Raw genomic sequence first — 14,935 nt, 5'->3', positions numbered from 1 at the left:
TCGCGGCAACTCATGCCGAATGATGTATTCAATTCTTATTGCAGAATTTTCTTTTTTGCAAGCACCATTGCAGAAGGTAACGCAGACTCGGACCACCGGTTTTCAACGTGTAATTTCAACACTGGTAAACCAAGCGCAAAAAAGCCATCATGCAACGAAAATTGCAAGGATGTCGGTCGTGGAAGAGAAAGTCAAAGCCCCAAAGGACTACGAGGGACTCATCCGCTTGATCCACGATCGGTATGAGCAGATGAGCAAGTCTTACCAGAAGATAGCGTTGTATCTCACGCAGAACCCGAATGATGTCGCGGTGCGATCCGTGAACGCGATCGCTGAAAGCAGCGGCGTTCACGCATCGAGCTTCGTGCGCTTTGGCCAGGCACTGGGCTATGAGGGTTTCAAGGATCTCCAAACCCTTTTCCAGAAGCGATTGTCCACCGCGGCGCCCGGCTTTGAAGCGCGCGTCAAGGCGCTGGAGACGGAACTGGGGGCGCGAACCGACCGCAGCGAGTTCGCTTTGATGCACGATCTGGTGGTCCGTGACATCGCCTCGCTGCAGGAGATGCTGACTGCTATCCCGCCGGGGGACTTGGCCGAAGCGGTCAACCTTCTGGAGAAAGCCGACGTCATATATTTGATCGGGCAATTGCGCTCGGCGCCAGTGGTGGAACTCCTGCGCTACATATTGACGATGCTGGGTAAGCGATGCACGCTGCTGGACCCTGGCGGCGGGCTGGCCACGCACATGGCTCGTGCGATCCGCCCGCAGGATGTGCTTTTCGCGGTGTCGTTTCGCTTCTATGCAAACGAGGTCGTGAATGTTGTGGAAGAGGTTGCCAGCAGGGGCATTCCCATCGTGGCGATTTCGGACAGCACCCTGTCGCCGCTGACCAAGGGCGCACGCGTGCTTTTTGCTGTCCCAGAGCACGAATACACGTTTTCAAGATCGCTTGCGGCCCCGATGTGCCTTGCTCAGGCGCTGACCGTGGCGCTGGCGGCGCGATTGCAGAACAACGGCGTTGACCCGCGCATCCCGATAGTCACCGGGCAATAGCTCCTACTTCGCAGATTGGGTTCCAGTCCTCTTCTTGGCTCTCACCATGGTAGAGACGTTGGCGGCGGCAGCATAATTTCGATTGCAGACAGGCAGACGTTGCGGTCTGCCCTCGCAATGAATTTTGCAATTCATGTCTCTTTTTTGAAACGAATTGACTCACAAATCGTTGCAGAATATCCATGTTTGCAATTGCCGTTGCGGATCGACTGACGAGAACCGTGCTTCACTGCGGGGCAATCCTTGTCATTTGTCATCCAATCTCTGGATGGTGGCTTCGGGAACCGAAACGACATCAGGGAGAGATTCCTCGGGCGATCGGGGATTCCGGAGTGATCGGTGCAACCGGACACCAAAAGTGGAGGAGAAATACAATGAAGAAACTGCTTTTGGGCGTCGCCTTCGCGGCGCTGATGAGTTCATCGGCCATGGCCGCCAAGATCGGCGTGTCGATGGCCAAGTTCGACGACAATTTCCTCACCGTGCTGCGCAACGGCATGATCGAGCAGGCCAAGGGCATGAGCGGCGTCGAGTTGCAGGTCGAGGACGCGCAGAACGACGTCGCCAAGCAACTCGACCAGATCAAGAACTTCGCCGCTTCGGGCGTCGACGCCATCATCGTCAACCCGGTCGACACCTCGGCCACGCAGGCGATGTCGGATGCGGCGGCCGCGGCCAAGATCCCGCTGGTCTACGTCAACCGCCAGCCGGTCAATGTCGACACGCTGCCAGACAACCAGGCCTTCGTCGCCTCGAACGAGGCCGATTCCGGCACGCTCGAAACCAAGGAAGTCTGCCGCCTGTTCAAGGAAGCCGGCAAGAAGGAAGCCAATGTCTATGTGATCATGGGCGAGCTTTCCAACCAGGCCGCCGTGCAGCGCACCAAGGACATCGACGATGTCATCGCCACACCGGACTGCAGCTTCATCAAGATCATCGACAAGCAGACCTCGAACTGGGATCGCGACCAGGCGCAGAACCTGATGACCAACTGGCTGTCGGCCGGCAAGAAGTTCGACGGCGTCATTGCCAACAATGACGAAAGCGCCATCGGCGCCATCCAGGCGATGAAGGCCGCCAACATCGACATGAAGTCGGTTGTCGTCGGCGGCGTCGACGCCACCCAGGACGCGCTTGCCGCCATGCAGGCGGGCGACCTTGATGCCACCGTCTTCCAGGACGCCGCCGGCCAGGGCGCGGGGGCGCTGGATGCCGCGCTGAAGCTCGCCAAGGGCGAGAAGGTGGAACACAAGGTCTATGTCCCGTTCCAGCTGGTCACGCCGGCCAACATCGACAAGTTCCTGAAGAAGAACTGAGCCGCGGACATACGGAGCGGCGCTCTCGCGCAGCGACAGCGCCGCTCCGCTTCCCTCGGCGCCCGAAGGTGCTCGGGGAACGACCGCGGCTGACGGAGGATAGAAGAATTGGCACAGACATCTCACGGCGTCGGCGGGGTCAGCTATGACGCCAGGAAGCGCACATGGCCGGCCGAATTCAACGTCTTCCTGGCGCTCGTCATCCTCGTCGTCGTCTTCGAACTGATCGGCCGGGTCTTTCTCGGCGACAGCTTCCTGTTCAACACCCGCAGCGACGTCTCCGGCCTCTTCAACGAGGCGCGCCTGCAGATCATCATTCTGCAGGTGTCGATCGTCGGCATCATCGCCATCGGCGTCACGCAGGTGATCATTACGGGTGGCATCGACCTGTCCTCCGGCTCGATCGTCGGCGCGACGGCCATGATCGCCATGAGCTTTGCCCAGGTCGCGACCGTGAACGGCAATCCCAACCCTAAGGCGATGTTTCTGGCCCAAGGCTGGACCGACCTGCCCGTGATCGTCCCGGTGCTGGTGGCGATCGGCTGCGGCCTGGTCGCCGGCCTCGTCAACGGCGCGCTGATCGCCTACACGCGCATCCCGCCCTTCATCGCCACGCTCGGCATGATGGTGACCGCGCGGGGCATCGCCAAATGGTGGTCGAAGGGCCAGCCGATCTCGTTCCCGACGGACAGTTTCGCCGCCATCGGCAAGGGCCTGATGCCCGTCATCATCTTCCTGTCGCTGGCCGTGCTGTTCCAGCTGATCATGACCTACACCAGATATGGCAAGCACTGCTACGCGATCGGCTCCAACGAGGACGCCGCGCGCATGTCTGGCATCAAGATCGCCAACCACAAGATCCTTGTCTATGTCATCGCCGGCATTCTTGCAGCACTCGCCGCCGTCGTGCTCTCCTCCAAGAACCTCACCGCCCAGGCCGGCATGGGCGTCATGTACGAACTCGATGCCATCGCCATGGCGGTCATCGGCGGCGTCTCGCTGTCGGGCGGCCGCGGCTCCATCATCGGCACGGTGATCGGCGCGCTGATCTTCGGCGTCATCATCTCCGGCTTCACCTTCCTGCGCCTCGACGCCTACTACCAGGAGATGGTCAAGGGCGTGATCATCGTGGGCGCGGTCGTTCTCGACCAGTGGCGTCAACGCATGCGGGCATTGAGGGCTTGACCATGCCAGATATCTCCACGACAGACATCGTCCTGAAGACCGAAAACCTGACCAAGCGCTATGGCGGCGTGCATGCGCTCGAAGGCGCCAATTTCGAGCTGCGCAAGGGCGAGCATGTCGCCATCATGGGTGACAACGGCGCCGGCAAGTCGACCTTCGTGCGCCAGATCACCGCCGTCGAGCAGCGGACCAGCGGCCAGGTCTGGTTCGATAGCAAGGAAGTGAATTTCGCCGGACCGATCGAGGCCCGCGAGGCGGGCATCGAGACGGTGTTCCAGAACCTGGCGCTGGCCGACGACCTCGACGTGCCGTCGAACCTGTTCCTCGGCCGTGAAAAGGTGCTGTTCAATCTCGGGCCATTCTCGATCCTCGACCGCAAATACATGCGCAAGGCAACCGAGGCGGCGCTGGTCCGCACCGCGGTCAAGATCCCCAACCTCTCCAACACCATCCGCCATATGTCGGGCGGCCAGCGGCAGTGCGTGGCGATCGCCAGGACGGCGACCTTTGCCTCCAAGCTGATCATCATGGACGAGCCCACGGCGGCTCTCGGCGTGCAGGAGACGGCGCAGGTCGAAAACATCATCCGCACGCTGAAGGACAATGGCGAGCCGCTGATCCTGATCAGCCACAACATGCGCCAGGTGTTCGACCTTTGCGACCGCATCGTGGTGTTCCGGCGCGGCCGCATCGTCGCCAATCTGCGCAAGGAAAATACCGACGGGCAGGACATCGTATCCTATATCACCGGCGCCAAGACCGGCGAGGCGGAGTTGCAAGCCGCCTGAGAATGGAAAAGACGTCTATGCCGCAAGAACCCCTGGCGCCGGCATCGACCAAATGGCGGCGCCCGGACCTTGCGTGAACTCGTTATGACGCAAGACTTTCGGTCCGTCTGTTTATGGATCAGCCCTCAACAGTGTAGCCCGCCGATGCCATGACGCGCAGCAGCTCGCGATGGCCGATCCTGGCCATTTCCAGCGGCGGGTTCTTGATCGGGTCCTGCTCGGCCTCGACGACAAACCAGCCTTCATAGCCGTGGCCGGCGAGCCGTTTGACGATGGTCTCGAAGTCGAGCGAGCCATCGCCCGGCACGGTGAAGGCGCCCTTGACGACCGCATCGAGGAAGCTTTCGCGGGAGCGATCCAACCCGTCGATAACGGGCTGGCGCACATCCTTGGTGTGAACGTGGCTGATGCGATGGTGGTGATTGTCGATCACGCGCAGCACGTCGCCGCCGGCAAAGGCCATGTGGCCGGCATCGTAGAGGAGGGGTAGCGCCTCGCCGGAATGCTTCATCAACAGGTCCACGTCCTGCTCGGATTCGATCGGTGCCGCCATGTGGTGATGGTAAGCGATTGGCATGCCCTGCTCGGCGCACCATTCGGCGAAAGCGGTTATCTTCCGGCCATAGGCCTTGATCTCCTCTTCGCTCAGGCGACGACGGGTGACGAGGGGCGCCGAACGGTCACCCTGGATTGTGCCCGCGGTCTCGCCATAGACGATACAGGGCGCGCCCACGGCCTTGAACAGCGCCATCTGTTCGGCAATGCGGTCCTTCTCGCGGGCGATGTCGCCATCAAGCAGCAAGCCCGAGAACCAACCGCCGCAGACTTTCATGCCATAGGTGTCGAGGATCGGTCCGAGGAAGCCTGCATCCATCGGAAATCGGCGCCCGGTCTCCATGCCGGAAAAGCCAGCCTCCCGCGCTTCGGCAAGGCATCCCTCGAGCGAAATGTCACCACTCAGTTCCGCAAGATCGTCGTTCCACCACGCGATCGGCGCGATGCCAAGCTTGGCTTTCATGCTCTGATTTCTCCTTCCACAGAGGACGCAAATGGCTGCGTTGCGATCTATTATGAAATGTCTATTGACAAATCAATAGATGCTGCAATGATTATTGCAATACGGTTTTAGGGAGGACTGCGCCAACTCGCGCAGGGCACGCGGTCCATCGGACATGCCGAGGATCAGCGGCGCCGGAGGCTGCTCCGAACGGAGTTAAACACCCGTCCCGCAATGCCGGAATCTTGTGACCGCCGCGCTCTCTGCGTAGCGTGTCTCGTGCTGTTTTCAGGATGCTCAGATGTATGGCGACTACGGACTTTTCATCGATGGAGCCTGGCACTCAACAGGCGGGGGAGGCCTTACGCCGGTATTCAGTCCGGTCACCGAAAGGGCGCTCGGCGAGGTAGCTTGCGCCAATGGGGAGGACACTCGCGACGCACTCGAAAGTGCCCAACGGGGGTTTCGTTCATGGAAAGCAAAATCCGCCTTCGAGCGGGCTGATGCTTTGCATCGGATTGCCGACGAAATGCTGCGCCGCAAGGACGAAGGGGCGCGGATGATCTCCAGCGAGACCGGCAAGCCGCTGGCGCAGTCGGAGCGGGAATGGGCTCTCGCGGTCGATCAATTCCGCTGGCATGCCGAGGAGGCGCGTCGCATTTACGGGCGTGTCATCGAGAGCCGTGTCCCGGGCGGGCGTTTTGAGGTCCTGCATGAGCCTGTCGGCGTCGCCGCGGCCTTCACGGCCTGGAACTTCCCCGCAGCACTGGTGGCCCGCAAGGTCGCGCCGGCGCTGGCCGCAGGCTGCTCGATCGTGGTGCGTCCCTCAAGCCAAACCCCGGGCACGGCCATGGTCATGATTGACTGCATGCGAGCGGGCCAGTTGCCTGCAGGCGCGGTCAGCCTGCTGGTAGGTCCCACGGAAGCCACCTACACGCCCATCATGGCGTCGAAAGTAGTCCGCAAAGTGTCCCTGACCGGCTCAACGCGGGTCGGTCAGCAGATGATCCGCGATGCCGCCGATACAGTCAAAAAGGTCTCGATGGAGCTGGGCGGCAACGCGCCGCTGATCGTCTTCGACGATGCCGATCTCGAGACGGCGCTCGGCGTGGCGGTGCCGACCAAATATGCGAATGCCGGCCAGGTCTGCGTCACGCCGGACCGTTTCTTCATCCACGAAAGCCTGCATGACAGTTTCGTCGAGGGCTTCGTCTCCAGGACCAGGGCGCTTAAGCTCGGCGATGGTCTCGATCCCTCGGTGCAGATGGGGCCGCTCATCAACGGCAAACGGCTCTCCGACATCGAGGCCGTGGTCGCGGAAGCCGAACGGCAAGGGGCCACGATCGCCGCCGGCGGCCGCCGTGCGGCGGCCTTCAATGCCGGGCATTTCTTCGAGCCCACGGTGCTGACCAACGTCAGCGACGACATGGCGGTCTTTGCGGAGGAGAATTTCGGTCCGGTGGCGGCGATCACCTCGTTCTCCAGCGACGACGAGGCGCTGCAACGCGCCAACACCTCCGACATGGGGCTCTCGGCCTACGCGTTCACGCAAAGTCCGAAGCGCGCACGCCGGGCGGTTGCCGAGCTGAAGGCTGGAATGGTCGGCATCAACAGCTTCGCGCTTGCGGCCTCGGAGGCGCCCTTCGGCGGCACCAATTTTTCGGGCATGGGGAGGGAAGGGGGGATCGAGTCGATCACGGATTACCTCGATCCCAAGCTTGCTCAGGTCGTTTTCTAAAGGTTGCCGCCATGATCCCCAATACCCTCAAGAAGCTCTGGGCCGAAGGCCGTCCGACCATCAATGGCTGGCTCTCGATAGGTAACTCATTCACCGCCGAGATCATGGCCGCGCAAGGTTATGACAGCATCGGCATCGACCTGCAGCACGGCGCGCTAGACTACAACGCCATACTGCCCATGCTGCAGGCCATGCGCGCCTCGGGCGTCACCCCGCTGGTGCGCGTCCCCTGGCTCGAGCCGGCCATCATCATGAAGGCACTGGACGCCGGCGCCTACGGGATCATCTGCCCGATGATCAACACCGCGGAGGAAGCTGCGAAGTTCGTCTCCTACCTCCGATACCCGCCGCTTGGACAACGGTCATTCGGTCCGACGCGTGCGAATTTCGCGGTCGGCGCCAACTATGCGGCCGAGGCCAATGGAGAAATTCTGGCATTCGCCATGGTCGAAACCGCCGAGGCGATGGCCAATCTCGATGCGATCGCAGCGACCCCAGGGCTCGATGGCATCTATGTCGGGCCGGCCGACCTCACCTTCAGCCTGCACGGCGGTCGCCTGCCTCCGGCCTTCGATCGCGAAGAGCCGGAAATGATCGAGGCTTTGCAAGCCATTGTGCGGGCCTGCCGCAAACACGGCATTCGCGCGGCGCTGCACTGCGGCACTCCGGAATACGCCGGGCGCGCCGTGGCATGGGGCTTCGACATGACCACCGTCTCCAATGACGTGCGTTTACTCGCCGGCGCCGCAGAAACCGCCGTCAAGCAGTTCAGGGCCCTGATGGCTGGAGCCTCAGCCAGGAGCGTCAACACCAAGGGGGGCTACTGATGCCTCACGTGCTTGTTGCCGGCAAACTGCATCCAAGCGGTATAGCCCTGCTCGATCGGTCGCCGGGCGTAACCTACGACTATGTCGAGGAGGTTTCCGAGCCGAGCTATGCCTCGCTGATCGGCAAGGCCGACGGGCTGGTCATTCGCACCCAGCCGCTTTCCGCGCCGACGGTCGAGAAGGCACGCAACCTCCGCATCGTCTCGCGGCATGGGGTCGGCTACGACTCGGTTGATCTGCCGGCGCTCAACAAGCGCGGGATCGCGCTGGCGGTCGTCGGCGATGTCAATTCGGTCTCGGTGGCTGAGCACGCCATGATGCTGCTGTTAGCTGCCAGCAAGCGCACGCTGCGCGCCGATCGGGCCGTCCGCGAAAAAGGATGGAACTGGCGCAACAAGCTCGAGTCGTCGGAACTTGCGGGCAAGCGGCTGCTCATCCTGGGTTACGGCCGGATAGGTCGGCATCTTGCCCGTATGGCTGCCGGCTTTTCCATGGAGGTTGAAGCATACGATCCGTTTCTCGAAAAGATTGGCTGGCCGGATGGTCCGGTGAGGCCGGGCTGCGACCTCGCCGCTGCGCTGGGCCGTGCCGACGCGATATCCGTGCACGCGCCCAAAGGCGAGAGGCCGTTGATCGGTGCCCGTGAATTCGAGCTCATCAAGCGTGGCGCCGTCCTGATCAACACCGCCCGTGGTGGCGTGGTCGAGGAGCTCGCTCTGATTGAGGCGCTGCGAACCGGCACGGTTGCGGCCGCGGGCCTCGATGTTTTCGACCAGGAGCCGCCAACGCCGGAGAACCCGTTGCTGGCGATGGATCAGGTCATCCTCACGCCCCACATCGCCGGTCTTACCGTTGAATGTGGGGAACGCATGGCAGTGTCGTCGGTCAAGAACGTCCTCGATTTTTTTGAAAGCAAGATCGATCCCGCGCTGGTCGTCAATGGAGCCGAAGTCATTGGGAAATGAGAAACCCAAGCTGCGGGTCGGGCTGATCGGGACCGGTTTCATGGGCAAGACCCATTCGTTTGGGTTCGCCGCGGCGGAGCGTGTTTTCGATCTGCCATTCGAGCTCGAGCTTCATACCGTCGCCGACCGTACCGAAGAACTTGCCGGCGCAGCCGCGCGGACGCTCGGCTTCAAGAACGCTACCGGCGATTGGCGCCGACTTGTCGGCGATCCGGATATCGATCTCGTCGACATCACCGCGCCAAACGCGTTCCACCGCGAGATGGCGCTGGCCGCTATCGCCGCCGGCAAGCACGTCTATTGCGAGAAACCGCTTGCTCCGCGCGCAGCAGAGGCCGCCGAGATGGCAAACGCTGCCGTGGCTGCCGGCGTACGCACGCAGGTCGGGTTCAACTACCTGTGCAATCCGATGATGGCCCTGGCCCGTGACCTCATCGTGACCGGCGAGCTTGGCGAAATCCGCAGCTATCGCGGAATCCACGCCGAAGACTACATGGGCGATGCTGAAAGTCCCTTCACCTTTCGCCTCGACAAGGTAGGTGGCGGTGCGCTGGCCGATCTCGGCAGTCATGCCTTGGCGACCGCCGAGTTCCTTCTCGGCCCGATCGAGCGCGTTCTTGGCGACGAGGTCACCGTCATCAACAGTCGTCCGGACGGCAAGGACGGCCGTACCGCCGTCGAGGTCGACGACATCGGCCGGGCTTTCTTGCGCTTCGCCAGCGGCGCCACCGGCAGCATCGAGGCAAGTTGGGTGGCGACCGGCCGCAAAATGCAGCACAATTTCGAGGTTTATGGCTCGAGAGGGGCGCTGGCTTTCAGCCAGGAGCGCTTCAACGAACTGCAATTCTACACCACTGCGGAGGCCGGTCGAGTTCGCGGCTTCCGTCGTATTCAGGCCGGCCCCGATCATCCGCCCTATGGGCTGTTTTGCGTGGCCCCCGGCCATCAGCTTGGTTTCAACGATCTCAAGGCCATCGAGGTCGCGCTGTTTCTCGAAGCTATCGCCGGGATCCGCGCAGAGCCATTCAGCTTCCGCTCCGGACAGCGCATCCAGGAACTTGTGGAAGCGATCCATACCTCAGCGACTGGAGGCCGCTGGGTCAGCACAGCTTGATGAGCAATCTCGAATGGGGCGCCCAGGCGGTCGCCGAAGAACTTCATTCGACGGGCTTGCGCGTTTTGCAGGGAAGGAACTTTACCCAGCGGGCGTCCACGTAGCCAGAATCCATCAGACAGATAGTATCGGCGCGTCCTATTTTGCCGATACAGGGTGGTGCACGCGAAGCCTGATGATGGCGAGTCCAATGGCGCCATCGCGATTCATGCGTTTTTGCAAGGAATATTGCTCGATCGCAAAGTTTCGGTATGGTGGGTGATCGAAAAAGGATCAGGCATGGACCACTTACGATCAAAGCCTCAGTCTGCCGGCGAGTTGATGACTATCTTGAACTCGGCTCAGGACAACATGGGCAGAGGCGGGCGTCGCGTGGCGAATTTCTTCATCGCGAACCTTGGCGAGACAGCCCTTCTGTCAGGTTCCGAGGTTGCCAGTCGCTGCGGTGTGAACGCATCCAGTGTGGTGCGTTTTGTCCAGACCTTGGGATTTTCGGGCTACCGGGAATTTCAATCAGTTCTCCAACAGCATCTGTCCGCCTCAATTGTGGAAGCCAGGCAGTCCGGCGCGGGTGGAATTACCTTGCCCGAGATTTCAAAACCGCTTCGTCTCGTTCTTCTTGCCGACTCAGGACGTTCGTTCAACGAGGCTGCGGAAGCCGCCGCGAAGAACTTCAGCGCGCAAAACGCATCGACTGAGATTGAAACGGAGTCGCATGCTTCATACGACGTCCAGCCTGAGGACTTTGCGCGCCGGATCGAGAGCGCGGCTGAAACGTCCGATGGCATTATCCTGGTCGCCAGAGAGCATCCAGCAATCAATGATGCCGTAAGGGCGGCCACCGGACGGGGCCTCCCGGTGATCTGCCTGACCACCGATCTCCCTTTGTCAGGTCGAGCAGCCTATGTTGGCTCGGATCAATATGTGTCGGGAGCTACGGCAGCCTGGCTGTGTGGTCGAATGCTCCCGCGTGGGACTGCCGGCAAAGTCCTGTTTGTTTGCAGCGTGCCGTTTCGCTGCCACCAAGACCGGGAGCAGGGATTCCGGCACGTCCTGCGATCCGAATTCTCAACCCTCGCTATCGATGAGAGGGTGAGCTCCAATGAGAGCATTGAGGTCATATACGAGGCAGTCCGGCGATACATCGCAAAGAGCGGTCCGCCGGCGGCCATCTACAATGTTTCAGGGGCTAACCTGGGGGTCGGGCGCGCACTGGAGGCAGAAGGTCTCAGTAATTCGACTGTGTTTGTCGGCCATGAATTGAACGCGAATTCCCGCTCGCTGCTCGAGCGGGGAATCATGGACGTGACGATCGGCCACGACTTCGATCGCGAAATTGCGCTATCGGTAGAGTGCATACGGACGGCGCGCCAAGGCATCCAGCCTGTAAATCGAATTACGCAAAGCCAGGTTTTTACCCGCTTCAACTGCGCCACCTTCTGATTGATCGCAGCGTTCTTCTGCGAGCGAGGATGTTGGGCAACCGAAGTGGTGGTTCCTTCCGATCGCCTCTCTAGATCGCCAACTTGGCGACAGGCGTTGGCGGGGCGAAGGGGTAAGCGCCCCAGACCGACTGGTCGAAATTGATCACAGAGCCAGTCATCATCCCGGCATCCTCCGAAGCTAGAAAGGTGGCGGCCTTGGCCACTTCCGCAGGAGCCAGCAGGCGCTCAAAAGGTTGTTCGGCCGCAGCCTTTTCGAGCCAGTTTGCGTCCGCGCCGTGATACTCGCGCTGGATGCGATCCTCGCCGTCGGAAGCCATCCAGCCGATATTAAGCTGATTGACCCGGATCTTGTTCCGCATCGTTGCAAACGCAGTGTTGCGGGTAAGTGTGGCAAGAGCACCCTTGGAGGCGCAGTAGGACGCGATAAACGGCTGCCCGGCGAGCGCCGAGGTGGATCCAATATTCACGATCGCTCCTTCGATATGGTCTCGGACCATCCGCCGGATGGCTTCTTGCATCAGGAAAAAGGGCGCGCGCGTGTTGATCGCGAACATCCGGTCGAACAGCTCTTCACTCGTGTTGAGGATATCACCTCGGTCCGTAAGGCCGGCGGCATTCACCAGGACATCGACGCGCCCAAAGGCCGTATCCGCGGCCTCAATCACCGTCCGGCAATCGGCCACGTTCGCCAGATCAGCCTGGACAAAGCGAAGGACGCAGCCCGTTTTAGCCTCGATTGCTGCAGCGACGGCGCCGCCCTTATCGGCGTTGCGCCCACAGGTGACAATTCCGGCCGCGCCCGCGTCTGCGAGATGCATGGCGATCGCAGCGCCCAGTCCCTGCGTCCCCCCGGTGACCACCGCGAATTTCCCATCGACTCTGTTCATTTTTCAAGGCCTCCTCGGTCTGCAATGAATTTTGCAGAAAAAATCAATGCGGAATTTGTATTGACACACGTGCGGAAATGCAAGATATTTTGCATCGTGCACGCAAAGATTGGTGCTTAGCTTGCACAACAGGCCGCAGGGAGGAACTTGATGTTGCGTATCGCCGTGCTCGGCTGTGGCCGAATTGGTCAAATGCATGCTGCCAATGTCGCTCGGCATCCCCGATCCACGTTGGCGGCGGTATTCGATCTCAATTCAGAGGCGGCCGAAAAGGTCGCGGCGGCTCAAGGCGTCAAGGCCGCAGCCAGCGCAGAGGATATCTTCGCGTCGGACATGGTGGACGCCGTTCTGATCGCCACGGCAACTCCCACCCACGCCGACTACATAGAAATGGCAGTCGCTGCGGGTAAGGCGGTGCTGTGCGAGAAGCCGATCGACCTTAGCCTCGCCCGCGTCGAGGCGTGCGCCGCCAACATCGGCGAGACCAAAATCCCGATCCAGCTTGGCTTCAACCGTCGTTACGATCCTGGGCACAGTGCAGCGCGGACTGCGATGCTGGCCGGCGATATCGGCGAACTGCACCAGGTCATTATCACGTCCCGTGATCCTTCGTTGCCGCCGAGAGCCTATCTGGAGGCTGCGGGCGGGCTGTTCCGCGATATGACGATCCACGACTTCGACTTGGCTCGCTTCATGCTCGGCGAGGAGCCGACCGAGGTCTTCGCGCTTGCCAATGCGCTCATCGATCCGGCACTCGGAAAGGAGCTCGATGAAGTCGACAGTGCAATGTTCATCCTGAGGACCGCGTCGGGCAAGCAATGCCACATCAACAATTCGCGCACGGCGGTCTACGGCTACGATCAGCGCGTCGAGTTGATCGGGAGCGCCGGAATGCTTCTTTCCGACAACCGAAAACCCCACGAATTGCGACGCTTTACCGGCACGGCCGCCGAGGCAAGCCAACCGTATCAGTTCTTCTTTCTCGAGCGCTACCAGGAAGCCTTCATGGCCGAGATCGACGGGTTCGTGGACTGTGTGGAGAAAGGCGCCGTTCCGCTGGCAAGTTTCGAAGATGGGCGCCGTGCGCTCATCCTGGCGGAAGCGGCTTACAAATCCATGAAAGAGGGACGTTTGGTGCGCGTCTCCGAGGTGGCTGCATAAAAGCATTCGGCGGCGGATTCGCAGGAGGATGAAAGATCCGCGCAGTGGGAGGAGTAGCGTTTGGTGAAGTATGGGCTCGCACGGATGGTCGTGTGGGGAAATGACCGAGACCGGCCCCGCAATGGCGCGGGCATCTTGGCCCGCCTTCCTTGCGATCACGATCGAAGGAGAACCGCGACAGCGTGCCCGCACTCCCAACTTCTCCACCAGGGCTCCTTCAGTGCTGCCGGGCCGGCACTGCAATTGCATTTGCGAGTGACGACATCGCGAACGGTGTCTCATCGCAAGGTCGAACCTTTCTGTGGTGAGCACAGAAGGCCTAAGCGGTGTCAGGCCCGGCTCAACGGGCAGTCGGACCGCGCAACAAAAGGAGGAACCAATGAAATTTCCAAGTCTCCCCATTTCTCGCCGCAGGGCCGCCAGCACAGTGGCTTTCGGCGCGCTGTTCCTTGCAATAACCGCTGGGACCGCGCTTGCCGAATACAAGGCCGCGGACGTGAGGATCGGTTTCACCCCGAAGTTTCTCAAGGATGATTTCCAGACCCTGATGTTGGATCTCTCGAAGAAGGCCTTCGATGCAAAAGGTTTCACCCTGGTCGGTGCTCCTGATCCGAATGGCGATATCGCTGCCGAAGTCGATGCGCTCCAGAACCTGATTGCCAACGGCGCAAACGTTCTGGTCTTCGCTCCCATCGACGCGGCGGGAATCGTTCCCGCGGTCAAGAAGGCGAATGACGCCAACGTCCTCGTTTTCTCGATCGATGACGCCCCCGCGGGCGGCAAAGTGACGGCAACGGTGCGCGCGGACAATGTCGACGCCGGCGTTCAAGGCGCCAAGGAGATGGCCAAGCGCCTGCAGGCCAAGCCGTGCTGGACCGACAACAGCTGCATCGTGCTTGAGCTACAGGGTGCCCTGACCACACCAAACGGCCGCGATCGCTCCGATGGTTTTTCCAAAACGCTGCATGAGCTCGCGCCCAAGGTGAATCTGATACAGCGCCCCACCGAATGGACTGCCGACATGGCCGCCGATGCTGCGCAGAACGTCCTCACGCAGAATCCTTCGTTGAGCGGCATCTTCATGGCGTCCGAACTCATGGCCTCGGCCGTGAACGCGCAGCTCACCAACGGCGGCAAGGGCGCTCCGGTGGGTGACCCGAACTCGGTGATCCGCATCGCAATCGATGGAACGCCTCAAGGGCTTCAGCTGATCCGCAGCAAGGCCCTCGACGCGACGGTGTCGCAGCCCCTGAGCGCCTATGCGACCAAGACGGCCGAGCTGATCGAACTCGTCTCCAAGGGTGGCAAAATCGAGATCGGGCCACGGGATGACGGCCAGGTTATCGATACACCCGTTGGACCGCAGTACCAGCTCAAGGCGACGCTGGTGACAGCCGATAATGTGGACTCACCTGATCTGTGGGCGAACAAGATCGGCAAGTAATCAGGACCCAAGGG

13 protein-coding genes are annotated in these 14,935 nt (G+C 61.1%); 11 read left to right on the top strand and 2 right to left on the bottom strand.

The window, feature by feature from the left end; genetic code table 11:
- Positions 1 to 19: 19 nt before the first annotated feature.
- The 4 genes from LB524_RS16235 (at position 20) to LB524_RS16220 (ending at position 4,343) form a co-directional block, all read left to right on the top strand.
- Positions 20 to 1,054 carry a MurR/RpiR family transcriptional regulator gene (locus tag LB524_RS16235; protein ID WP_224528172.1) on the top strand — a complete coding sequence of 345 codons (1,035 nt, stop codon included), beginning with the start codon at positions 20 to 22 and terminating at the stop codon, positions 1,052 to 1,054.
- Between the two features lie 374 nt (positions 1,055 to 1,428).
- Positions 1,429 to 2,370 (top strand): sugar ABC transporter substrate-binding protein, encoded by a 942-nt coding sequence (locus LB524_RS16230; RefSeq protein WP_224528170.1) that lies wholly within the window; start codon positions 1,429 to 1,431, stop codon positions 2,368 to 2,370.
- 108 nt (positions 2,371 to 2,478) lie between these two features.
- Positions 2,479 to 3,555, top strand: a complete 1,077-nt coding sequence (locus LB524_RS16225; protein WP_224528167.1) for an ABC transporter permease — start codon at positions 2,479 to 2,481, stop codon at positions 3,553 to 3,555.
- Between the two features lie 2 nt (positions 3,556 to 3,557).
- Complete coding sequence (locus LB524_RS16220; RefSeq protein ID WP_224528166.1) at positions 3,558 to 4,343, top strand: ATP-binding cassette domain-containing protein; 786 nt, start codon at positions 3,558 to 3,560, stop codon at positions 4,341 to 4,343.
- Positions 4,344 to 4,461: 118 nt separating this feature from the next.
- Here the strand turns inward: LB524_RS16220 and iolE are convergent, their stop codons facing one another.
- Positions 4,462 to 5,361 carry a myo-inosose-2 dehydratase gene (iolE, locus tag LB524_RS16215; RefSeq protein WP_140789754.1) on the bottom strand — a complete coding sequence of 300 codons (900 nt, stop codon included), beginning with the start codon at positions 5,359 to 5,361 and terminating at the stop codon, positions 4,462 to 4,464.
- A 280-nt stretch (positions 5,362 to 5,641) separates the two neighbouring features.
- On the opposite strand from iolE, the gene LB524_RS16210 reads away from it, so the two are divergent.
- The 5 genes from LB524_RS16210 to LB524_RS16190 all read left to right on the top strand — a co-directional run bounded on the left by LB524_RS16210 (position 5,642) and on the right by LB524_RS16190 (position 11,427).
- Positions 5,642 to 7,078, top strand: a complete 1,437-nt coding sequence (locus LB524_RS16210; RefSeq protein ID WP_224528164.1) for an NAD-dependent succinate-semialdehyde dehydrogenase — start codon at positions 5,642 to 5,644, stop codon at positions 7,076 to 7,078.
- Between the two features lie 11 nt (positions 7,079 to 7,089).
- Positions 7,090 to 7,905 (top strand): HpcH/HpaI aldolase family protein, encoded by an 816-nt coding sequence (locus tag LB524_RS16205; protein ID WP_140789750.1) that lies wholly within the window; start codon positions 7,090 to 7,092, stop codon positions 7,903 to 7,905.
- Complete coding sequence (locus tag LB524_RS16200; RefSeq protein ID WP_140789748.1) at positions 7,905 to 8,870, top strand: hydroxyacid dehydrogenase; 966 nt, start codon at positions 7,905 to 7,907, stop codon at positions 8,868 to 8,870. The genes LB524_RS16205 and LB524_RS16200 overlap by 1 nt, the downstream gene beginning before the upstream one ends.
- Positions 8,845 to 9,984 (top strand): Gfo/Idh/MocA family protein, encoded by a 1,140-nt coding sequence (locus LB524_RS16195; RefSeq protein ID WP_224528615.1) that lies wholly within the window; start codon positions 8,845 to 8,847, stop codon positions 9,982 to 9,984. Before LB524_RS16200 ends, LB524_RS16195 begins: the two co-directional genes overlap by 26 nt.
- A gap of 156 nt (positions 9,985 to 10,140) precedes the next feature.
- Positions 10,141 to 11,427, top strand: a complete 1,287-nt coding sequence (locus tag LB524_RS16190; RefSeq protein ID WP_140789743.1) for a substrate-binding domain-containing protein — start codon at positions 10,141 to 10,143, stop codon at positions 11,425 to 11,427.
- 70 nt (positions 11,428 to 11,497) lie between these two features.
- On the opposite strand, the gene LB524_RS16185 is transcribed toward LB524_RS16190, so the two are convergent.
- Positions 11,498 to 12,316, bottom strand: a complete 819-nt coding sequence (locus LB524_RS16185; RefSeq protein WP_140789741.1) for an SDR family oxidoreductase — start codon at positions 12,314 to 12,316, stop codon at positions 11,498 to 11,500.
- Between the two features lie 147 nt (positions 12,317 to 12,463).
- Between LB524_RS16185 and iolG the strand changes: the two genes are divergently transcribed.
- On the top strand, positions 12,464 to 13,477 hold the full coding sequence (gene iolG, locus LB524_RS16180) for an inositol 2-dehydrogenase (RefSeq protein WP_224528150.1): 1,014 nt from the start codon (positions 12,464 to 12,466) through the stop codon (positions 13,475 to 13,477).
- 379 nt (positions 13,478 to 13,856) lie between these two features.
- A complete protein-coding gene (locus LB524_RS16175) occupies positions 13,857 to 14,921 on the top strand; it encodes a sugar ABC transporter substrate-binding protein (RefSeq protein WP_140620354.1) in 1,065 nt (354 codons plus the stop codon).
- Positions 14,922 to 14,935 lie beyond the last annotated feature (14 nt).

This window comes from Mesorhizobium sp. ESP6-5 (assembly GCF_020164695.1).
In the GTDB taxonomy this organism is placed as follows: Bacteria; Pseudomonadota; Alphaproteobacteria; order Rhizobiales; family Rhizobiaceae; genus Mesorhizobium; species Mesorhizobium australicum.
Note: the sequence above shows the minus strand (reverse complement) of the source record. Positions and strands in the feature narration are given on the sequence as shown.